Below are 21642 nucleotides of genomic sequence, written 5' to 3'. Positions count from 1 at the left end.
ACGACGGCGACCGTGAGCCCGGTGGTGGCGCCGAGCCCCGCGGCGCCGAACGCCCAGGCGGTGACGCCCTCTCGGGGACCCCAGCCGCCGACGTTCAGGGGCAGGCCCATCGCGAGCAGCGCCAGGACGGCGAGCGGCAGCAGGGCGGCCACGGAGGCGTCGGAGCCGGCGACACGGGCTGCGAGCACGAACATCCCGATGTGTCCGGCCAGCACGACGGCCGAGGAGACGGCGACGCCGGGGCCGTTGCGACGGGACAGCAGGGCTTCCCGGGCCTCGTCGAGGGTCGTGCGCAGCGCGGACGGACGGCTGCGGTCGCGACGCGACGGCGCCCGGTTCATCCGTACGGCGGCCACGACGGCGAGCGCGCCCACCCCGGCGAACAGGATGAGCGGGGTGACGTCGCGGGCCTGGTCGAGCACCGGCGACGGCATGGTCAGCAGGACGACGGCCCCGAATGCCGCGAGGACGACCTGGCCGGCGGTCCGCTCCAGCACCACGGCGCGTATCCCGCGCCCCATGTCACCGGCGCTCTGCCCGTGCCGCACGGCCCGGTGCACATCGCCGAGGACGCCGCCGGGGAGGGCAGCGTTGAGGAACAGGGCGCGGTAGTAGTCGGCGACGGCGGGCCACAGCGGCAGCCGGATCCGCAGCCCCCGGGCCACCAACTGCCAGCGCCAGGCGCTGAACACGGTGGTGACGAGCCCGATCCCGAGCCCGCCGGCCAGCGCGACCGCGTCGATCCGCCGCAGCCCGTCGAGGAACACGCCGGTGCCGAGCCGCCAGAACAGCACGACCAGGATGACGACGCCGGCGGCCGTGCCCAGGTGGGTGCGGAAGGCGGGGGTGTTGAGGCGGGACAGGACGCGGCGCAGGCGCCCGCGGGGCGGCTTGGAAGGCGCCGCCTGCGGGCGCGGCTCGGTGACCACGACGCCGATGCGGGCCGGGGAGACGGCGGCGGAAGCCGGAACGGCCGGACGGGCCGGGGAGACGGCAGCGGCACCGGAAGCGGGGACGGCCTGACGAGCCGGGGAGACGGCAGCGGCACCGGAAGCGGGGGCGCCCGGACGGGCCGCCGGGAAACGGGCGGCGGGCACGCTCGCGTGCTCCACCGAACCCGTCGACCCGATCGAACCCGCCCGCTCCACCGAACCCTTCGGCTCGTCCCGGACGGTGGTGTCGCCGTGCGCGCCCGTCTCGCCCGGGCGTTCGGCCCGTCGGTCGCGGCGGCTGAGGCCCCGGCGCTCGGCGCGGGTCCGCGCCACCGTCTCCACGCTCATGACGCTCCGCCCGTCGGCCGGACCAGCGCCAGCAGGTCGCTGTGGTGGACCACGACACGCAGTTCGCCGGCCTCGCAGGCGGCGAGGCGTTCGGTCAGGTAGCTCTCGGCGCGCTCACGCAGGTCGGGGCGCTGCTCGACCGCCGCGCCGACCCAGCCGCGCAGCCACTGGGCGGTCAGGGCCGCCTCGCCGGGGCCGAGCCGCCAGGGGCTCGGGTGGACCTGCACGGTCGCGCCGTGCTCGGCGAACGCCTCGGCGGCCACCGTGATCGCGTCCGGGCCGAGCAGACCCGAGCGCCGCTGGTGGGTGTTGAACGCCTCGGCGATCTCGCCGTCCAGCGGGTGGGACGGGGTGAGTTCGACGCGGCCCGCGACGGAGAGCGTCAGCAGTGCCGGGCAGCCGGCGCCCGCGCAGGCGGCGGCGAGGGTGCCGATCTCCTCGCGGGTGAGGACGTCGAGCAGCGCGGACGCCGTCACCAGGGAGGCGCCGAGGAGGGCGTCCGCGGTGAGCCGGCCGACGTCGCCGCGGCGCGTCTCGACCGTGACCCGGCTGCCGTCGGCGGAGGAGCGCGGCGAGGCGACGGCGGCGAAGTGCAGGAGGTAGGGGTCGCGGTCGTGCAGGACCCAGTGCTGGGGGCCGTCCAGGTGCGGCGCGAGCCAGCGGCCCATGGAGCCGGTACCGCAGCCGATGTCGTGGATGACCAGACCGCCGGACCGGGCCGGCAGGTTGGCGAGCCGGATCCGCAGCGGGTCGAGCAGGTCGTGCGCCCGTGCGGAGGCATCGGCCGGCTCCCGCAGTTCCAGCCACTCGGGCGCGTAGCGCGGCGGGTCGTCCGGCCCGGCGTCCCGCAGCCGTACGGTGGCCCGCTCACCGGGCCGGAAGGTGGGACCGGCCCCGAGGATCACCGCGTCGGCATCGGACGCCGACGGTACCGACGCACCACCCATGTCACCCTCCGCCGAAACGATTTCGCTGTGCGGCCCGCTCTGCCCGTCCAGGGGCCCGGGCTGGGTCGGAATCGTCCCGCCGCCTTGTGCCGTCGCCGTCTTCCTCATGCCGCCCTCCGGGGTTCGTTCGGCAGTCGGCCCAGAACCGAGGCCAGGCTGCGGGCCGTGCCGGCCCAGCCGTTCAGAGCCGCCCGGCGCCCGCGGGCCGCCGACTTCAGCCGGCGTCGTACGTCCGCCTCGCCGAACCAGCCGCGCAGTTCGGCGGCGATCGCGGCGGGGTTCTCCGGCGGGACGAGGATGCCGGGGACGCCGCCGTCGGGGGCCCGGCCGACCGCCTCCGGGAGCCCGCCGACGTCCGTGGCCAGCACCGGGATGCCGCGCGCGAGCGCCTCGGTCACCGCCATGCCGTAGGTCTCGGCGTAGGAGGTGAGCACCATGAGGTCGGCGGTGTTGTAGCTGGCGTCGAGTTCGGCGCCGGCCTGCGGGCCCGCCAGGATCAGCCGGTCCTGAAGGCCGTGCTTGGCTATCAGGGCCCGCAGTTCGGCCACGTACCCGGGATCCTGGTTCAGCCCGCCCACGCAGACGCAGCTCCACGGCAGGTCGGTCACCGTGGCCAGCGCCTCCACCAGCCGGTGCTGTCCCTTGCGCGGTGTCACGGCGGCCACGCACAGCAGACGGGACACGCCGTCGGTGCCCGCGGCCGGCGGCGCGATGTCGGCGCCGGGGGCGGCGACATGGACCCGCTCGGGGGCGAGGCCGTGGTGGGAGACGAGGCGGCGCACCGCCCAGTCGCTGGTGGCGATCACCGCGTCGACCGCCCGCAGCACGGCGCGTTCCCGGGCGTCCAGGTCCGCGGCCACGGCGGGCTCCAGTCCGGTCTCGTCGCCGAGCGGGAGGTGGACGAGGACCGCGAGCCGCAGCCGCTCCGCCTCGGGCACGATGATCTCGGGCACGCCGCACGCGACCAGCCCGTCCAGCAGGACGACCGTCCCGTCCGGGAACTCCCCGAGCGTACGGGCGAGTTCGGCACGGGCCTCGGCGCCCGGGCGGGGCCAGTCGCCGTCCACCGCGTGCTTGTGCACCTGCCAGCCGAAGCCGGGCAGGTCCAGACACACGCGCCGGTCGTAGGCGTTGCCGCCGCTCGGCGCGCTCAGGTCGTCGACGCCGCCCGGCAGGACGAAGTGCACGGAGCGCAGGGACATGGGGATGATCTCGGCGTTCTTCAGGACGGAGTGCTGCACGGGCATATAGCCGAGCGCCACGTTCCCATCCAAGGCCACGTTCTTTCCCAGGGCCCTGCTCTTGTCGGGGGCCACGTTCTTTTCCAGCGTCACGTCGGTCACAGGGCACGCTCGTAACTCGCCCACGCGACATGCGACTCGTGCAGCGTGACGGTGAGGCCCGCGAGGCCCTTGGCGCCTTCGCCCAGCGCGCCCTTCTCGATCCGCTCGGCGAGCCGGTCGGCGATGACCTTGGCGAGGAACTCGGTGGAGGTGTTGATCCCGGCGAAGTCGGGTTCGTTGTCGAGGTTGCGGTAGTTCAGTTCACCGACGACGGCACCCAGTTCCCGCGTGGCCAGTCCGATGTCGACGACGATGTTGTCGTCGTCGAGCTGCTCGCGCCGGAACGTTGCGTCCACCAGGAACGTCGCTCCATGCAGGCGCTGCGCGGGCCCGAAGACGTCGCCGCGGAAGCTGTGGGCGATCATGATGTGATCGCGGACGGTGATGCTGAACAACGGACGACCCTCCAGGTGCGGTGCGCTCCTCATCCCCGCCGATCGCCGCCGGGGATGTCGAGTAGTACGGCTCTTCGCTTCCCCGTGTTCAGCCCTGTCTCACTCTTTTCTCAGGTCAGGCGCTCTTGTCGTCCGGGAATGAACGAGTCCGTCAGGGCGTGTCCGCGTACCTGACGCGGTGGCACAGGGCCGGGATCTCCCCGGAGGCGAGCTTCGGCATCACTTCGGGCAACTCGTCGAAAGCGCTCTCCCCCGTGACGAGGGCGTCGAGAGCGGGGTCGGCGAGCAGGTCGAGGGCTAGGGCGAGCCGGTCCGCATAGGTCCGGCTGGCTCGGCGGGCCGGGGAGACGGTGCCGACCTGGCTGCTGCGGATGACGAGCCGCCGGGAGTGGAAGGCCTCGCCGAGCGGGAGGGCGACCCTCCGGTCGCCGTACCAGCTCAGTTCGAGGACCGTGCCCTCGGCCCTGAGGAGTTCGAGGGAGCGGGCGAGTCCCTGCTCGCTGGCGCTGGCGTGGACGACGAGGTCGCACTCGCCGAGCGCGTCCTCGGGTGTGGCGAATCCGACGCCGAGGGCCTCGGCGACGTCGGCCCGGCGGGGATCGGCGTCGACCAACTGGAGCCGTACGCCCGGGAAGCGGGCCAGCAGCGCGGCGACCGAGCAGCCGACCATGCCGCCGCCGATCACCGCGATCCGGTCACCGACCAGGGGCGCGGCGTCCCAGAGCGCGTTGACGGCGGTCTCGACGGTGCCGGCGAGGACGGCGCGTGCGGCGGGCACGGTGGCGGGTACGACGGTCACGGCGCTCGCGGGGACGACGTACCGCGTCTGATGCGGGTACAGGCAGAAGACGGTACGGCCGACCAGTGCCGCCGGCCCTGCCTCGACCACCCCGACGCTGAGGTAGCCGTACTTCACCGGGGCGGGGAACTCTCCCTCCTGGAACGGCGCCCGCATGGCCGCGTGCTGGCTCTCGGGGACCCCGCCGCGGAACACGAGTGTCTCCGTGCCCCGGCTGACTCCGGAGTAGAGCGACCGCACCAGAACCTCGCCGTCGCCCGGCTCCGCGAGGACGGTCTGCCGGATCTCTCCCTCACCCGGAGAGCTGAGCCAGAACGCCCGTGCGGTGCGGTTCATCGGGATCCTCCTGAACGATCGTGAAGCTGTGCACGTACGGAGGTGTGCACAGGTCGCGCACAGTACGCGGCCTTGATCGACTCTGTCATCCGGCCGGAGGAATGTGCGGTGGCCCTGAACAACACTTACGACGCGAGGCTGGTCCAGCAGGAGACCGCTGTGGGAGCGGGCGTGCAGATCCTGTTGCTGGCCCTGCTCGGATCGGCGATCGGCCTGGGGCCGGCGGGCTGGCTGACCGGCCTGGTCTTCGCCGTGGCGACCTGGGCGCTGCTGTCGCTGGCCCTGCACCGGTCCGGGCTCCGCAACTTCGGCCCGGCCAACCGGGTCACCCTCGGGCGCGCGACGCTGGTGGGCGGCGTGACGGCTCTGGTGGCGGACTCCTTCTTCCAGAGCTCACCGCCCATCACTCTCTTCGTCGGCCTGACGGCGGTGGCGCTGATCCTCGACGGCGTGGACGGCAAGGTGGCCCGCCGCACGGGCACGTCCACGGCGCTGGGCGCGCGCTTCGACATGGAGGTCGACGCGTTCCTGATTCTGGTGCTGAGCGTGTACGTCTCGATGTCGCTGGGCCCCTGGGTCCTGCTCATCGGCGCGATGCGCTACGGATTCGTCGCCGCCGCCCGCGTCTGGCCCTGGCTGAACGCCCCGCTCCCGCCGAGCACGGCCCGCAAGACGGTCGCCGCGATGCAGGGCGTGTTCCTGCTGCTGGCCGCCTCCGGCTATCTCCCCTACCCGGCCACGTTCGCGGTGGCCGCGGTGGCTCTGGGGGCGCTGGTCTGGTCGTTCGGCCGGGACATCATGTGGCTGTACCGGACGTCCCGCACGGAGCGGGTCTCCGTGGCGGAGGTGCGGGAACTGGTGGCGTCCTGAACGCGATCGGTCGTCGGTCGTCTGCGGCACCGTTGTGGCTGGTCGCGCAGTTCCCCGCGCCCCTTCAGGGGCGCTGCTGAACCGCGGCGATCGAGCCCCTACCGGCGCGGTAGCGCCCCGATCGCCGCCAGCGGTACGGCCGCCAGCACGAGCCACGGCACGGCCGCGGGCAGGCCGGTGTCCAGGAGGGTTCCCGTGGCCGAGCTGCCGATGAGGACGATCAGGCCTGAGATCGAGGACAGGGCGCCGGTGTAGAGGCCGAGTCGGCCCTCCTCGGCGAGGTCGGGGATCCAGGCGCGGGCGACCGGTGCGACGAGCATCTGGCCGAGGGTGAGCAGGACGACGAAGCCGGCCGCGGGCAACAGGGCCGCCGTGCCCGTCCAGTCGGCGGGGCGCGCCGCGGCCACGAGCGTGAAGCCCGCCGTGATGAGCAGCAGACCGGCCACCATGGACCGGCGCAGAGTGAGCCGCTCTCCCACCCAGTGGGTGACGGGCAACTGGCCGATCACGACCAGCAGCGAGGACAGGGCGAACAGCCAGGCGAGTGCGGCCTGGGAGCCGGTGGCGCGCTCCACCTCGTCGGGGAGCGCGAGGTAGAGCTGGTTGTAGGCGAGCAGGTAGGCGCCGTACGCGCAGCACAGGGCGAGGAAGCGGCGGTTACGCAGCAGCTTCCCCAGGCCGCCGCGCAGTTGGACGCCGCCCCGCCCGGGTATGTGCTGCGGCAGCAGCCACGCGTGACCGGCGAGGACGAGGACGAAGATCCCGGCGCCGGTGAGGCAGACCGTACGGAAGTCCGCCGACAGCAGCAGTGCGCCGAGCAGCGGTCCGACGAACGCGCCCGCCTGCCCGGCAACGGTCAGCAGCGCGAGGACCCTTGTACGGGAGCCGCCGCCCGACTCCTCCCACAGCACGGCCTGCCGGGCCACCTCGGACTCCACAGCCGGCGAGAACAGCGCGGCGGCGAACCCGATCAGCAGCACCGCCCCGATGACCGCCCCCGTCTCCCGCGCGTACCCCAGCCACACGAACCCGGCGATCCTGAGCACGCACCCGGTGAGCACGACCGGCCGGATGCCGTACCGGTCGGCCAGCGCCCCGCCCACCACGAACAGTCCCTGCTGGCTGAACGTCCGCAGCCCCAGCACGAACCCGACCAGCCACCCCGCCATGCCGACGGCCTGGCCCAGGTGTTCGGCGAGGAAGGGCAGCACGGCGAAGAAGCCGACGTTGAAGGCGAGTTGGGTGAGGATGAGGAGGCGGAGGAGAGGGGACAGGCGGGGCCGGTCCACAGGCGCCTTGCGCAGGCCGAGTGCCGCCGGCCTCATCGGGTGGCCGCCAGCTCGCGCGTGTCCGGCTGTTGTTCGGGTACGTCCGCCGCCTGGGGCTCGACCGCACGGTCCCGACGCCGCACCCCTCCCGCCGCCGTCACCGCCAGCGCGCCCAGCAGGGCGAGTACGGCGGCGGGGGCGAGGACCGCCCAGGGGGCGCGCTCGGCGTAGGGCTGGTTCTCGGCGAGGAGCAGGCCCCACTCCGGGGAGGGCGGCTGGGCGCCCAGACCGAGGAAGGCGAGCGAGGCGAGCGCGAGGGCGATGCCGGGCAGCCGGAGCAGGGCGTGCCGGGTGACGGGCGGCAGCACGGCGGGCAGCAGTTCGTGGCGCAGCAGATACCAGCGCCCGGCGCCCAGTGCGCGGGTGGCGGTCAGGTGGAGCGCGGCGCGTTCCTGCCGTAGCAGCGCCGAGGTGTGGGCGGCGAGCGGTGTCCAGGCGACGGCGGCCACGGCGATTGCGGGTGTGGTGCTTCCGCCGCCGACGATCGCGGTGACGAGCAGGGCGACGAGGACGGGCGGCAGCGCAGTGACCGTGTCGACGACCGGTCCGGACAACTGCGGCAGCAGGCCGAGCGCCAGCCCGGTGAGCAGCGTGACGGCGGTGATCGCGAGCGCGAGCAGCAGGGTGTCGAGCGCGCCGTGCGCGACCCGGGCGAGGACGTCCCGGCCGAGGGCGTCGGTGCCGAACGGGTGGGCTCCGGAGGGGGCCGTGAGCCGCTCGGCGGTGTCGAGAGCCAGCGGGTCGCGGGGCAGGCCGAGGGCGATCACGGCTACGAGCAGGCCGCCGTGGACAAGGGGCAGGGTCGTTCGGGCGGGCGGCGATGGCCGGTGCGGGGACGGCAGCGCACCGTCGCGCAGGGCCGGGCCGATCAGCAGGCGGGTGAGGAGGTGGGCCAGTGCGGCGGCTGCCGCGCCGAGCAGGACGAGGGCGAGCGTGCCGGCCTGGAGGACGGGCAGGTCCTGGGCGAGGGCCGCCTGGAGGGTGGTGCGGCCGAGGCCGGGGATGTCGTAGATCTGCTCGACGGTGACCGCCCCGCCGGTGATGCCCACGACGAACAGGCCGGTGTTGGGCAGCAGTCCTGGCAGACAGCGGCGCAGGGCCTGCCGGGCGACCGTGCGGCCGGGCACTCCGCGCGCGGTGGCGGCCAGCGCCCAGGGCTCGGCGAACGCGCCGGGCAGCAGGTCGTCGAGGAGCCGGCCGAGGACGGCTCCGGCGGGCACGCCGAGGGCGAGGGCGGGCAGGATCGTCCACTGGAAGCCGTACCAGCCGAGCGCGGGCAGCCAGCCCAGTTGCACGCCGACGACGGTGGCGAGGACCGACGCGGTGAGGAACTCCGGCAGCGCGGCGAGGACCGCCGAACCGCTGCCCGCGGCCCGCCGTCCGGCCGGTCGCCGCCGCGATCCGAGCCACAGGGTGCGCGCACAGATCAGCGCGACGGTGCCGGCGGCGACCGCGAGGGCCACCGCCATCAGCAGCAGGGACACGCCGAGGGCCTGGAGCACCGCGGGCGTGACCTCGCTGCCGGAGATCCACGACCGGCCGGCGTCCCCGCGCCACAGCCCGCCCACCCAGTCACCGAGCAGATGGAACGGTCCTGCGTCCAGGCCGAGTTGCGCACGGATGTCCGCCAGCACCTCGGGCGTGGGGTCGCGGTCCGCCGAACGGGCCTTGAGGACGGTGAGTGCCGGGTCGGTGTGCGAGAGCCAGGGCAGCAGACCGATGACCGTGATGAGGGCGACCGCGATCCCGACCCGCCACAGCAACGTGGCCATGCGCTGCGCCACGGGTCAGCGCCGGGTGCCGATGCCGACGAGGGTGCGCTCGTACGGGTCGAGGAGCGCGCCGCTGACGGAGGTCCCGACGCCGGTGATGATGCGCTGGTGGACCAGCGGCACGACGGCGTCGGTGCCGAGGATGCGGGCCTCGGCGGCCATCGCAGCGTCCTGCCGCCCGGCGGTGTCGGTGGTGCGCTCGGCCTTGGCGACGGCCCGGTCGACGTCCTTGTCGCACAGATGGGCCAGGTTGTAGCCGCCGTCGCAGGTGTAGTCACTGGCGAGGACCGAGACGGGGTCCCCTGTGTCGACGAGGGTGTTGCGGGCGAGGACGAAGGCGTCGAACTTGCCGTCCAGCGCGTCGCTCTCCAGCCGTGAGTACTCGCGCACCACCAGCTTGACCTCGAACCCGGCCTTCTCCAGTTGCTGCTTCAGCACCTGGGCGACCTCGGGCAGTTCGGGCCGGTTGTCGTACGTGGCGAGCGTGACGCGGGTCCCGTCGGGCCTGCCCGGCTCCGCCCGCCCGACCGGCTCGGTCCGCTTGCCCGCGGCCCAGGTCACGGCGGGGCCGTAGATGCCCGCGCCGGCGTCGGCGTATCCCTCGTAGACGTCCTTGGCCAGCACGGAGGTGTCGACGGCCGCACGGGCGGCGGCCCGCAGCCCGGCGTTCTCGAAGGGGCCCTTGTCCGCATTGAGGAGCAGGCTCGTGGTGCGGGTCGTGGCGGTCGCCTCGCGGGTGCCCTTGTCGAGGGTGACGGCCTGGGCGACGGGGATCGCCTCGGCGAGATCGACCTGGTCGGTGCGCAGAGCACTCGCGCGGGCGGTGCCGTCGGCGACGAACTTCACGTCGATGCCGGTGGCCTGCGCGCGCCCGCCCCAGTAGTCGTCGTAGCGGTCGAGGGTGGCCGCGGTGGTGCCCATCACCTTGGTGAGTTCGAAGGGTCCGGTTGCGGTGCCGACCGGGTCGACGTCGTCCTTCTCCTTGTATGCCTTGGCGGAGAGGACGGCGAGGGAGGGGCTGGACAGCCGCAGCGGCAGGATCGGGTCGGGGGCCCCGGTGGTGATCCGTACGCCGTTGCCGCCCTCCGCCTTCGCGGTGAGGGTGACTCCGGCGAGGGCGGCCGGGGCGGGCTCGGCGCGGGTGGCGTGGGTGAGGGCGGCGGCGACGGCGGCCGGGGTGACCTTCGAGCCGTCCTGGAAGGTGGCCTCGCGCAGGGTGAACCGCCAGGTGCGGTCGTTCTCCTGGCTCCAGGAGGCGGCGAGGGCGGGGGTGGCGGCGCCGTTGGCGTCCAGCGCGGTCAGGCCCTCGGTGACGCCGAGGCGGCTGAGGATCGTGGAGTCGGCGCCGTAGGGCGAGAGGTTCTCGGCGGGCGGGAAGGCGAGGGCGACGCGCAGGCGGGAGCCGCTGCCGGCGCCGCCGGAGTCGGTCCCGCCACCGGAGGCGAAGCAGCCGGCGAGTGCCGGGGCGAGCATGAGGGCGGCGAGGATCGGGCGGAGTCGGCGTCGCACGGTCTATCGCTCCATGGGTATCTCGAAGTGGACGACGCCGTTGCCGCCGCCGGTTTCCTCGCGTTCGTCGTGCACGACCTTGCCGAGCGAGCGCCAGAAGCTCTCGGCGCCGGGCACCTTGGGGTCGGTGTGCAGATAGACGGCGCGGTAGCCGCCGTCGGCCGCCGCGAAGGCGAGCAGTTCACGGACGAGCCGCCGGGCGAGGCCGCGCCTGCGGTGCTCGGGACGGACGTAGACGCGGCGGAGCTGCGCCGTCGCGCCGCAGGGGTAGCGCTCGGCGAGGTCGCGCGGGTTCGGCGGGTGGGCCGGGCCGCGGGAGTCGAGCGCGGCCGTCGCGACGACGCCGCCGTCGCGGGGGTCGAGCGCAACGAGGAGGGTGTGGCGCGGTGAGGCGAGGTAGGCGGCGGCCGGATCGATGATGTCCGCGTGCCAGCGGGGCACATAGCCGGTGCCGAAGTCGTGGTAGACGGTGTCGAGCATCAGGGCTCGGGCACCGTCCAGGTCGTCCGGGCTCGCCGCCCTGATGCTGTAGTCGCGCACTTGCACATCATATGCATTAAGGACAAGGGGTGATCGCGACCGCCCCCGCGATCTCCGCAACCCCCTTACGGCCCAAGCGATTTGACAGCGATCATGAGCCATGGCCAACCTGACCACATGACATCCATTTTCAACAAGGATACCTCGGTGACGAAGGCGGGCCACTGATGCGTATCGCGTTCGTCGGCAAGGGCGGCAGCGGCAAGACGACGCTGTCGGCGCTCTTCACCCGCCACCTGGCCCACTCCGGCGCACCGGTGCTGGCCATCGACGGCGACATCAACCAGCACCTCGCCGAGGCACTGGGCCACACCGGCGCCGCCCTCGACGCGCCACCCCTCGGAGCCCACGTCCGGGACATCAAGGAGTACCTGCGCGGCACCAACCCGCGCATCCCCTCCGCCGACGCCATGATCAAGACCACTCCGCCGGGCCGCGGCTCCCGCCTGCTCCGCCTCCTCGGTGACGACGAGCTGCACACACGTCATGTCCGGCGCGTGGGCGACGTGCCGCTGATGGTCACGGGCGAGTTCGACGAGAGCGACCTCGGGGTCGCCTGCTACCACTCCAAGCTCAGCGGCGTCGAGCTCTACCTCGGCCACCTCCTCGACGGCCCGGGCGAGTACGTGGTCGTCGACATGACCGCGGGCGCGGACGCCTTCGCGTCGGGCCTGTTCACCCGCTTCGACATGACGTTCCTGGTGGCGGAGCCGACCCGCAAGGGCGTCTCGGTGTACCGCCAGTACCGTGACCACGCGCGCGAGTTCGGCATCCGCGTCGCGGTCGTCGGCAACAAGGTGACGGGCGAGGACGACCTGCTCTTCCTCAAGGAGGAGGTCGGCGACGACCTGCTCACCCACCTCGTCCAGTCGCCCTGGGTCCGCGCGGCCGAACAGGGCAGGGAGCAGGGCGAGTTGGAGTCCCCCAATGTGCACGCCCTGAACGTCCTGCGCGAGGCGGTCGACGCCCACCCCAAGGACTGGCCGACGACCCATCGCCACGCCGTCGAGTTCCACCTGCGCAACGCCCGCGCCTGGGCGGACGACAGGACGGGCGGCGACCTGGCCGCCCAGGTGGACCCGGACTACGTACCGGGCCCACCGGCAGCCCGGTCCTGACGCCCGGTCGGCCGGCCGGCCCGGCCGTGCGCGACCCCTTCTGTTTGTGGATGCGGTGGGCGTGGGCTCCGGCTCCCGCGCCCACCGCGGTCGGGTCAGGCCGCCCGCTTCGCCCTCGCCCCGTGCGCGCGGACGATGTCCGCGTACCGGTGGCCGGTCCCCTTGATCGTGCGGACCTGGGTCTCGTAGTCGACGTGGACCAGGCCGAAGCGCTTGGCATAGCCGTACGCCCACTCGAAGTTGTCGAGCAGCGACCAGGCGAAGTACCCGGCCAGCGGGGCACCCTTGCGGGCGGCGGAGGCGCAGGCCGCCAGGTGCTGGACCAGGTAGTCCTGGCGCTCGGGGTCGTCGATCGTGCCGTCGGGGCGTACGACGTCCGGGAAGGCGGAGCCGTTCTCGGTGACGTAGATCTTCCGTGGCCCGTACTCCTCGGTCAGCCGCAGCAGCAGCGTCTCGATGCCGCTCGCGTCGATCTCCCAGTCCATGCCGGTACGCGGCACGTCCGGGCGGCGGACCGCGCGGGCGTACGGCGCCGGGCCCTCGGGGTCGTCGACGACGTGGGCCGGGAAGTAGTAGTTCAGGCCGAGCCAGTCCAGCGGGGCCGCGATCGTCTCCAGGTCACCGGCCCGCTCGGGGAGTTCGACGCCGTACGTCTCGACCATGTCGGCCGGGAAGCCGCGGCCGTGCACCGGGTCGAGCCACCAGCGGTTGACGTGGCCGTCCTGACGGCGGGCGGCGGCCTCGTCCTCGGGGCGGTCGCCGGCCGCGTACACGGTCGACAGGTTGTTGACGATGCCGACCTCGGCGCCGGGCGCGGCGTCGCGGATCGCCTGGGTGGCGAGGCCGTGGCCGAGGAGGAGGTGGTAGGAGGCGCGGACGGCGGCCGTGAGGTCGGTCAGGCCGGGTGCCATCTTGCCCTCCAGGTGGCCGATCCAGGCCGAGCAGGACGGCTCGTTGAGCGTGGCGAACTGAGTGACGCGGTCGCCGAGCCGGGCGGCGACCACCGCGGCGTACTCCGCGAAGTGCTCGGCGGTTGCACGTTCGGGCCAGCCACCGCGGTCCTGGAGTGCCTGCGGGAGGTCCCAGTGGTAGAGGGTGACGGACGGGGTGATGCCCGCCTCCAGCAGACCGTCGACCAGCTCGTCGTAGAAGGCGAGGCCCTGGGGGTTGACCGGTCCGTCGCCGCCCGGCACCACCCGCGGCCACGCGACCGACAACCGGTAGGCGTTCGTGCCGAGTTGACGCATGAGGCGGATGTCCTCGCGCCAGCGGTGGTAGTGGTCGCAGGCGACGTCGCCGTTGTCGCCGTTGTCGATCTTTCCGGGGGTGTGCGAGAAGGTGTCCCAGATCGACGGGGAACGGCCGTCCTCCGCCACGGCTCCCTCGATCTGGTACGCCGCTGTGGCGGTGCCCCACAGGAAGTCGTGCGGGAGTGCGGCGAGGTCGATGCGGTCGGACACAGAAATCCTCTCGGAACGGGGGGTGTGGATCACTTGACGGCGCCCGCGGTCAGGCCGGCGACCAGATACCGCTGAAGGAGGAGGAAGCCCGCCACCACGGGCACGCTGACGACGAGCGAGGCGGCCATGATCTGGTTCCAGTACACGTCGTTGAGCGTGGAGTAGCCCTGGAGGCCGACGGCGAGGGTGCGGGTGGTGTCGTTGGTCATGACGGACGCGAAGAGCACTTCGCCCCAGGCGGTCATGAAGGCGTAGACGGCGACCGCGACGATGCCGGGGATCGCGGCCGGCACGACCACCCGGAACAGCGCGCCGAGCGGGCCGCAGCCGTCGACCAGCGCCGCCTCGTCCAGATCGCGCGGCACCGAGTCGAAGTACCCGATCAGCATCCAGATCGAGAACGGCAGCGAGAAGGTCAGATATGTCAGGATCAGACCGCCGCGCGAGCCGAACAGGGCGATTCCGGTGGCGTTGCCGATGTTGACGTAGATGAGGAACAGCGGCAGCAGGAAGAGGATGCCCGGGAACATCTGGGTGGACAGGACGGTGACCGTGAAGACGCGCTTGCCGCGGAAGTTGTAGCGGCTGACGGCGTACGCGGCGAACACCGCGATCACCACCGAGCACACCGTCGCCGCGCCCGCCACGATCAGCGAGTTCACGAAGTACCTCGCGAGCGGCACCGTCGACCAGATGTCGATGTACGGGCGGATCGTCAGCCCGCTGGGCAGCCAGCGGAACTGCCCCGAGACGTCCGCCAGCGGCTTGAGCGAGCTGGAGACCATCACATAGACGGGGACCAGGACGAAGCCGGTGAGCAGGGAGAGGAAGATCCGCCGGGACCACAGGAAGGAACGCGGCGGTGCCATGGGGGAGTTACGCATTCTTGGTCCTCCGTCCGCGCGAGGTGAGGACGAGATACACGCCCGTCACCACGAGCAGGAACAGCAGCAGGAGCACGCTCATCGCGGAGCCGTGCCGAAGTTCCAGGTGACGAAGCTGGCCTGGTAGATGTGCACCGAGATGAGGTCCGCGGCCTGTGGCGCGGTCTTGCCGAACAGGACGTACGGCGTGTTGAAGTCGTTGAACGTCCACAGGAACAGCACCAGGACGAGGACCTGGTTGACCGGACGCAGCGACGGCAGGGTGATGCGGCGGATCTGCTGCCACATGCCGGCGCCGTCGAGGGCCGCGGCCTCGTACAGCTCCTTCGGGATGTTCTGGAGTCCGGCCATGACGATGAGGAAGGCGAACGGCCAGCCCTTCCAGACCGACACCGTCAGCAGCGCGATGAAGCTGTTGTCGCCGATGAGCCAGAAGGAGGGCTTGTCGGTGAGGCCGAGCTGGTCGTGCAGGACGTGGTTCACCAGGCCGTTGTCGTGCTGGAACATGAACACCCAGGTGATCACGGCCGTGTAGACGGGCAGCGCGTACGGCACCAGGAACAGGGCGCGCAGCAGGCCCCGGCCGCGGAAGGTGTCCTGCATGTAGACGGCCGCGACCGTGCCGATCAGCCAGCACAGACCGACCGACAGCAGGGTGAAGGCCAGCGTGACCAGGAACGAGTGGAGCAGCGCCTCCCCGACGGGGGCGTTGAAGTCCACCGACATCCGGTAGTTGTCGATGCCGTTCCAGGGCGCGGTGGTCCAGTCGCGGATGTAGAACTGGGTGAGCTCCTTGAAGCTCATCAGGACGCCGATCACCATCGGCACCAGATGGACCAGGAGTTCCAGGAGCAGGGCGGGCAGAAGCAGCAGATAAGGCAGTGAGATGCGGCGGATCCGCCCGGGACGGCGGCGGGGGCCGTCCACCGTCCCGGGGGAGCTCTGACGCACCTCAGCCTTGGCCGGGACCGTGGTCGTCATCGTGCTCACTTCGTCGGCATCTGCTGCTGGGCCTTCTCCAGTGCCGCCTTCACCGAGTCGGCCGTCACCGGACGTCCGCCGGCGGCGTCGGCCCACAGCTCCTTGATGGCCGTACCGACCGCCGTCTCGAACTGGGACTCGTCGGCGACCTGAGGAGCCGCGATGGCGCTCTGCGCGAGGGTGTCCTTCAGGACCGCGTTCGCGGGAGTGTTGAAGGACTGCTCGGACTGCGCGCCCTTGACCGGCGGGATCGAGCTGTACGCCTCGTTGAGGATCTTCTGCTCGTCGTCGCTGGTCATGAACTTCACGAACTTGGTGGCGCCGTCGACGTTGTCGGTGTTCTTGAAGACGGCCAGGTTGATGCCCATGACCATGGAGTTCACGCTCGTGCCGGAGCCGGGGGTGCCGGACTGCACGGGCACCGGCGCGATGCCGTAGGCGTCCTCGCTCATGCCCTGCGACTTGAGGTTGGCGGAGGCGGACTGCCACAGCAGCATCGCCGTCTTGCCCTTGGCGAAGTCGCTGACGGACTGGTTCTGCGCGTACTCGGCGTTGCCGGGCGCGATGATCTTGTCCTTGGCCATCAGGTCGACGAACTGCTTGACGCCCTCGACGGCCTTGTCGGAGGTGAAGTCCGGCTTGCCGTCGGCCGTGAAGAAGTCGGCACCGTGCTGCTTGGCGAAGACGACGGCGTGGTGGATGTTCTCCGAGGGGTTCGAACCCTCCACGCCCAGGCCCCACTTGCCGCCCTTGGACAGCTTCTTGCCGTCGGCGACCAGCTCCTCCCAGGTGGCCGGCGGCTTGGAGATGCCCGCGTCGGCGAACATCTTCTTGTTGTAGTAGAGCGCGTACGCCATCGAGTACAGCGGCACGGCGGCCGGGTCCTGGCCCTGCGCGCCGGTCGAGCCGAGCGCCGACTCCACGAACCGGTCCTTGCCGCCGATCTTGCCGAAGTTCTCGGCGTTCCACGGCAGCAGCGCCCCGGTCGCCTGGAGGGAGGCGCTCCAGGTGTTGCCGATGTTGAGGACGTCGGGGCCCTGGCCGGAGGTGGTCGCGGTCAGGATCCGGTTGAGCAGATCCGACCAGGGCACGACCTCCAGCTTCACCTCGATGCCCGTCTGCTTCTCGAACTTGTCGAGTTCGGGCTGGAGGACCTTCTTGTCGACCTCGATGCTGGCGCCCTGGTTGGAGGCCCAGTAGGTGAGGGTCTTCGGCGAGTCGTTGGACCCCCCGCCGTCCGTGGACGAACCGCCTCCGCAGGCCGTTGCGGCCAGGGCGAGAGACATGGTGACGGCAGCTACGGCCGCGGCTCGCGTTGTGCGCATGGCTCCAGGTGTCCCTTCCGGGAGTACTGCTGCTTAATTTAGAGCGTGAGTTAAGCCCTAAGGAGCGTTCGCGTCAAGGCTTTTGACACACTCACCGGACTCCGGTCCAAAGTCTTGACTCCATCGTTTTACAGATGAACCATTCACCGGCGAGAGAGCGCTCCCAAACCCCACCATGTTCACTTCCTGAACAAGGAGAGCCGCCCCATGCCTGCTTCCTCACCGGATTCCCGGCTGCCCTCGATCGGCCGTCGCACGCTGCTGGGGGCCGCGGCCGCGGCCACACCGGCCGTCCTCGGCGTGGCCGCGCCGTCGTCCGCGGCAGCGTCTTCGGCACCTTCCCCGGCTCCGGCCGCCCGCAAGAAGCCGCGCGCTCTGCCCGGCGGCGGCGACCTCGGCCCGAACGTCATCGTCTTCGACCCCTCGACCCCCGGCATCCAGGCCCGGCTCGACGAGGTGTTCCGTCAGCAGGAGTCCGCGCAGTTCGGCACCGGCCGCTACGCCCTGCTCTTCAGGCCCGGCACCTATAACGGCCTCAACGCCCAGCTCGGCTTCTACACCTCGATCGCGGGCCTCGGCCTGTCCCCCGACGACACCACCATCAACGGCGACGTCACCGTCGACGCCGGCTGGTTCAACGGCAACGCGACGCAGAACTTCTGGCGTTCGGCGGAGAACCTGGCCCTGGTCCCGGTCAACGGCACCAACCGGTGGGCGGTCGCGCAGGCGGCCCCGTTCCGCCGGATGCACGTCCGCGGCGGCCTCAACCTCTCCCCCACCGGCTACGGCTGGGCCAGCGGCGGCTACATCGCCGACAGCCGGATCGACGGGCAGGTCGGACCGTACTCGCAGCAGCAGTGGTACACCCGCGACAGCGCGATCGGGAGCTGGCTCAACGGCGTGTGGAACATGGTGTTCTCGGGCGTCGAGGGCGCCCCCGCGCAGAGCTTCCCCAACCCGCCGTACACCACGCTCGACACCACACCGGTCTCGCGCGAGAAGCCGTTCCTGTACGTCCAGGGAAACGACTACCGCGTCTTCCTCCCGGAGAAGCGGACCAACGCCCGCGGCGTCACCTGGGGCAACGGCACCCCCAGAGGCACCTCGCTGCCGCTGTCACAGTTCTACGTCGCCCGGCCCGGCGTCTCCGCGGCCACCCTGAACCAGGCGCTGGCGCAGGGACTGCACCTGCTGCTCACCCCGGGGATCTACCACCTCGACCGGCCGATCCAGGTAGACCGGGCGAACACGGTGGTCCTGGGCCTCGGCTACGCGACCCTGATCCCCGACGGCGGAGTCACGGCCGTGAAGGTCGCCGACGTGGACGGAGTCCGGCTGGCCGGCTTCCTGGTCGACGCCGGACCGGTCAACTCCGCGACGCTGCTGGAGATCGGGCCGCAGGGCGCGTCCAGGGACCACTCCGCCAACCCGACCACGGTCCAGGACGTGTTCGTCCGCATCGGCGGCGCGGGCGCGGGCAAGGCCACCACCAGCATGGTGGTCAACAGCCGGCACACCATCATCGACCACACCTGGGTGTGGCGCGCCGACCACGGCGAGGGCGTCGGCTGGGAGACCAACCGGGCCGACTACGGCGTCGTCGTGGGCGGCGACGACGTCCTGGCGACCGGCCTGTTCGTGGAGCACTTCAACAAGTACGACGTGCAGTGGAACGGCCAGCGCGGCCGCACGATCTTCTTCCAGAACGAGAAGGCGTACGACGCCCCGAACCAGGCCGCCATCCAGAACGGCTCCCTCAAGGGCTACGCCGCCTACAAGGTCGGCGACGGCGTGACGACCCACGAGGGCTGGGGACTGGGCAGCTACTGCTACTACAACGTCGACCCGTCGATCGTGCAGCACCACGGCTTCGCCGCACCCGTGCGGCCCGGGGTGCGCCTGCACAACCTGCTCGTCGTGTCGCTGGGCGGCAACGGGCAGTACGAGTGCGTCATCAACGACACGGGGGCGCCGACATCGGGAACCTCGACGGTGCCGTCGACCGTGGTGTCGTATCCCTGAGGGCCCGTAAGCGGCCCCACCCGCGCACAGGTGGGGCCGCCTCGCTCACCGGACCGGTGCCGTCACCGGCGCCGGTGCGTACCCGGTCGGCCGGGCCGTGAACGTGCCGCGGCCCTGGGTCCGACTGCGCAACCGCGTCGCGTAGCCGAAGAGTTCGGCCAGTGGCACGGTCGCCGTGACGACCGCCGAGCCCGCCCGGGTGACCGAGCCCGAGACGCGGCCGCGTCGCGAAGCCAGGTCGCCCAGCACGGTGCCGACGGCGTCCTCCGGCACGGTGACCGTGACCTCGACGACCGGCTCCAGCAGCACCATCGCGCAGGAGCGCAGGGCGTCGCGCAGGCCGAAACGGCCTGCCGTCCGGAAGGCGGTGTCGGAGGAGTCCTTCACATGGGTCGCCCCATCGGTGAGGGTGACACGCAACCCGGTCACCGGGTGACCGCCGAGGGGGCCCTCGGCGAGGGCGTCCCGGCAGCCGGCCTCCACGGCACGGACGTACTCCTGCGGCACACGACCGCCGACCACGGCCGAGCGGAACTCGAAGCCGGACCCCCTCTCCAGGGGTTCGACGTCGAGCACGACATGCGCGAACTGGCCCGCTCCGCCGTCCTGTTTGACGTGCCGGAAGACGAATCCGGTCACGCCTTCGCCGACTGTCTCGCGGTACGACACCCTGGGGCGGCCGACGTTGACGTCCAGCCCCGTCTCCCGCCGGATCTTCTCCACCGCGACCTCCAGATGCAGTTCCCCCATCCCGGACAGCAGCGTCTGCCCGGTCTCGGCGTCGGTCCGCACGACCAGCGACGGGTCCTCCTCCCCCAGTCGGGCCAGCGCGGTGGCCAGCTTGTCGGTGTCCGTGGACCTGCGGGCCTCGACCGCGACCGACACCACCGGGTCGGCCACGCCGGGCGGTTCGAGGACGAGCGGCGCGTTCGGTGCGCAGAGCGTGGAGCCCGCGCGAGCCGACTTCAGACCGACCACGGCCACGATGTCCCCGGCGACGGCCCGGTCCACCTGGGCATGGCGGTCGGCCTGCACCCGCAGGATCCGCCCGATCCGCTCGGTGCGCCCGGCACTCGCGTCCAGCACCGTGTCTCCCTTCCCGATCGTTCCCGAGTACACCCGCAGATAGGTCAGCCGTCCGGTCGGCGTCGCGCTCACCTTGAACGCCAGCCCCGCGAAGGGTGCCGCCGGGTCGGCGGGCCGCTCCACGTCGGCGCCGTCGTGCAGGCCGCGCACGGCAGGCACGTCGAGCGGCGACGGCAGATACGCCACGACCGCGTCGAGCAACGGCTCGACACCGCGGTTGCGGTAGGCCGAGCCGCACAGCACGACCACGCCCTCGCCCGTGCGGGTCAGCTCACGCAGAGCGCCGGCCAGCGTCTTCGGCGAGACCGCCGATCCTGCGCAGAACTCCTCCAGCACACCCGTGTGCAGTTCGGCGACGGCCTCCTCCAGCAGCCGCCGACGCCGCTGCGCCTCCGCTCGCAGTTCTTCGGGCACGTCTTCCACTACGAACGTGTCGGCGCCGTCGGCCCAGACCAGCGCCCGCATCCGTACGAGGTCCACGACACCGCGGAAGCCGTCCTCCTTGCCGATGGGCAACTGCACGACCAGCGGCGTCGGATGCAGCCGTTCCCTGATCGACTCCACTGCCCTGTCGAGGTCCGCTCCGGCGCGGTCCAGCTTGTTGACGAAGGCGATCCTCGGCACTCCGTGCCGGTCCGCCTGCCGCCACACGGACTCGCTCTGCGGCTCGACACCGGCGACGGCGTCGAACACGGCGACCGCGCCGTCCAGTACGCGCAGAGCACGCTCGACCTCGTCGGCGAAGTCGACGTGGCCGGGGGTGTCGATGAGGTTGATCCGGTGACCGTTCCAGGCGCAGCTCACGGCCGCGGCGAAGATGGTGATACCCCGGTCACGCTCCTGCGGGTCGAAGTCGGTGACGGTGGTGCCGTCGTGGACCTCGCCGCGCTTGTGCGTGGTCCCGGTGGCGTACAGGATCCGCTCGGTGACGGTGGTCTTGCCCGCGTCGACGTGGGCGAGGATGCCGAGATTGCGGACGACGGCGAGGTTGTCGAGGTTGGTGCGCACGGCCCTTGGCCTTTCGGATGTTCCGGAAACGGAAAGGGGTCAGCGCGAATCCCGGACGACGGGTGGGCGCACGTGAGCGAGACCTGTCGCCCCGTCAGACCGGGTACGGCAGGTGGGGCGGGGGTGTTGATGCCCCCGGAAGGGTTTGCTCGGGCGCTCTCAGGTGTTCGTCACGGGCATCCGGTACCGGCCGCGCAGCGGGCACCGGGCGGACGAGGACACCAGGATCACCTCGTACCGGCAGGGAGAGACGACGACAGCGGTGCGGTCAGGCACGGCCCGGCTCCCCTCGACTGGTCACGACGACGCGCCGCCGATCGGTGGGCGGCGCGTGATGGTGTGGTGAGTCTAGAGAGGCGGGCCGGATGGGAGCACGCGATTTTTCCGGGCGGTACGACTCGGGCGTGGGCTACTGGTCGTCGTCGATCGTGATGGCGGCCGCGGGGCAGACGGCGGCCGCCTCGCGGGCGGCGGCGTGCACCTGCGCCGCGGGGCTGGGGTCGAGCAGGGTGACGATGCCGTCCTCGTCACGCTGGTCGAAGACCTCGGGTGCGATCAGCACGCACTGGCCGGCGCCGCAGCACCGGTCCTGGTCCACATGGACTTTCACCGCTGTCGCCCTTCTTCTCCTGCTGCCGG

General features: G+C 71.9%; 16 protein-coding genes and 2 pseudogenes. 3 read left to right on the top strand and 15 right to left on the bottom strand.

Annotated elements, in window-relative coordinates:
* Positions 1–29: 29 nt before the first annotated feature.
* The 5 genes and pseudogenes from ACZ69Q_RS04015 to ACZ69Q_RS03995 form a co-directional block, all read right to left on the bottom strand.
* Positions 30–1280, bottom strand: a pseudogene (locus ACZ69Q_RS04015) (lysylphosphatidylglycerol synthase transmembrane domain-containing protein); the annotation flags it as partial.
* Positions 1277–2227 carry a class I SAM-dependent methyltransferase gene (locus ACZ69Q_RS04010; protein WP_471035928.1) on the bottom strand — a complete coding sequence of 317 codons (951 nt, stop codon included), beginning with the start codon at positions 2225–2227 and terminating at the stop codon, positions 1277–1279. The gene ACZ69Q_RS04010 and the pseudogene ACZ69Q_RS04015, both read right to left, overlap by 4 nt.
* A gap of 104 nt (positions 2228–2331) precedes the next feature.
* A complete protein-coding gene (locus tag ACZ69Q_RS04005; protein WP_471035924.1) occupies positions 2332–3570 on the bottom strand; it encodes a glycosyltransferase family 4 protein in 1239 nt (412 codons plus the stop codon).
* The gene (locus ACZ69Q_RS04000) at positions 3567–3965 is read right to left on the bottom strand and encodes a 6-pyruvoyl trahydropterin synthase family protein (RefSeq protein WP_093747920.1); all 399 of its coding nucleotides are present in this window, start codon (positions 3963–3965) and stop codon (positions 3567–3569) included. The genes ACZ69Q_RS04005 and ACZ69Q_RS04000 overlap by 4 nt, the downstream gene beginning before the upstream one ends.
* A gap of 151 nt (positions 3966–4116) precedes the next feature.
* Positions 4117–5100 carry a zinc-dependent alcohol dehydrogenase gene (locus tag ACZ69Q_RS03995; protein ID WP_471035921.1) on the bottom strand — a complete coding sequence of 328 codons (984 nt, stop codon included), beginning with the start codon at positions 5098–5100 and terminating at the stop codon, positions 4117–4119.
* Between the two features lie 108 nt (positions 5101–5208).
* Here ACZ69Q_RS03995 and ACZ69Q_RS03990 point away from each other — a divergent pair, with 108 nt between their 5' ends.
* Positions 5209–5970 carry a CDP-alcohol phosphatidyltransferase family protein gene (locus tag ACZ69Q_RS03990; protein WP_471035919.1) on the top strand — a complete coding sequence of 254 codons (762 nt, stop codon included), beginning with the start codon at positions 5209–5211 and terminating at the stop codon, positions 5968–5970.
* Positions 5971–6068: 98 nt separating this feature from the next.
* Here the strand turns inward: ACZ69Q_RS03990 and ACZ69Q_RS03985 are convergent, their stop codons facing one another.
* From ACZ69Q_RS03985 to ACZ69Q_RS03970, 4 genes are read right to left on the bottom strand one after another with little or no spacing between them, the layout of a single operon-like run.
* Positions 6069–7295, bottom strand: coding sequence for an MDR family MFS transporter (locus ACZ69Q_RS03985; RefSeq protein ID WP_471035916.1), 1227 nt, complete (start codon positions 7293–7295; stop codon positions 6069–6071).
* The gene (locus ACZ69Q_RS03980; RefSeq protein ID WP_471035914.1) at positions 7292–9070 is read right to left on the bottom strand and encodes an ABC transporter permease subunit; all 1779 of its coding nucleotides are present in this window, start codon (positions 9068–9070) and stop codon (positions 7292–7294) included. Before ACZ69Q_RS03980 ends, ACZ69Q_RS03985 begins: the two co-directional genes overlap by 4 nt.
* A gap of 15 nt (positions 9071–9085) precedes the next feature.
* The gene (locus ACZ69Q_RS03975; RefSeq protein WP_471040036.1) at positions 9086–10543 is read right to left on the bottom strand and encodes an ABC transporter substrate-binding protein; all 1458 of its coding nucleotides are present in this window, start codon (positions 10541–10543) and stop codon (positions 9086–9088) included.
* A 39-nt stretch (positions 10544–10582) separates the two neighbouring features.
* Positions 10583–11119 carry a GNAT family N-acetyltransferase gene (locus ACZ69Q_RS03970; RefSeq protein ID WP_471035910.1) on the bottom strand — a complete coding sequence of 179 codons (537 nt, stop codon included), beginning with the start codon at positions 11117–11119 and terminating at the stop codon, positions 10583–10585.
* 167 nt (positions 11120–11286) lie between these two features.
* Here ACZ69Q_RS03970 and ACZ69Q_RS03965 point away from each other — a divergent pair, with 167 nt between their 5' ends.
* Positions 11287–12237 carry an ATP-binding protein gene (locus tag ACZ69Q_RS03965; protein WP_471035909.1) on the top strand — a complete coding sequence of 317 codons (951 nt, stop codon included), beginning with the start codon at positions 11287–11289 and terminating at the stop codon, positions 12235–12237.
* A gap of 95 nt (positions 12238–12332) precedes the next feature.
* On the opposite strand, the gene ACZ69Q_RS03960 is transcribed toward ACZ69Q_RS03965, so the two are convergent.
* The 4 genes and pseudogenes from ACZ69Q_RS03960 to ACZ69Q_RS03945 form a co-directional block, all read right to left on the bottom strand.
* On the bottom strand, positions 12333–13697 hold the full coding sequence (locus ACZ69Q_RS03960) for a GH1 family beta-glucosidase (protein ID WP_471035906.1): 1365 nt from the start codon (positions 13695–13697) through the stop codon (positions 12333–12335).
* Positions 13698–13726: 29 nt separating this feature from the next.
* Positions 13727–14566, bottom strand: a complete 840-nt coding sequence (locus ACZ69Q_RS03955; protein WP_471040034.1) for a carbohydrate ABC transporter permease — start codon at positions 14564–14566, stop codon at positions 13727–13729.
* Between the two features lie 7 nt (positions 14567–14573).
* Positions 14574–15562: pseudogene (locus ACZ69Q_RS03950) on the bottom strand (carbohydrate ABC transporter permease).
* A gap of 5 nt (positions 15563–15567) precedes the next feature.
* Positions 15568–16887 carry an ABC transporter substrate-binding protein gene (locus tag ACZ69Q_RS03945; protein ID WP_471035903.1) on the bottom strand — a complete coding sequence of 440 codons (1320 nt, stop codon included), beginning with the start codon at positions 16885–16887 and terminating at the stop codon, positions 15568–15570.
* A 207-nt stretch (positions 16888–17094) separates the two neighbouring features.
* On the opposite strand from ACZ69Q_RS03945, the gene ACZ69Q_RS03940 reads away from it, so the two are divergent.
* Complete coding sequence (locus ACZ69Q_RS03940) at positions 17095–18909, top strand: coagulation factor 5/8 type domain-containing protein (protein ID WP_471035899.1); 1815 nt, start codon at positions 17095–17097, stop codon at positions 18907–18909.
* Between the two features lie 45 nt (positions 18910–18954).
* On the opposite strand, the gene fusA is transcribed toward ACZ69Q_RS03940, so the two are convergent.
* Together fusA and ACZ69Q_RS03930 are read right to left on the bottom strand one after the other, a co-directional pair.
* Positions 18955–21003 (bottom strand): elongation factor G, encoded by a 2049-nt coding sequence (fusA, locus tag ACZ69Q_RS03935; protein ID WP_471035896.1) that lies wholly within the window; start codon positions 21001–21003, stop codon positions 18955–18957.
* Between the two features lie 409 nt (positions 21004–21412).
* Positions 21413–21613, bottom strand: coding sequence for a ferredoxin (locus ACZ69Q_RS03930; RefSeq protein ID WP_471035892.1), 201 nt, complete (start codon positions 21611–21613; stop codon positions 21413–21415).
* Positions 21614–21642: the final 29 nt, after the last annotated feature.

This window comes from Streptomyces sp. NPDC036764 (assembly GCF_055609385.1).
The sequence above is the reverse complement of the archived record's forward strand: the minus strand, read 5'-3'. Positions and strand labels throughout refer to the sequence as shown.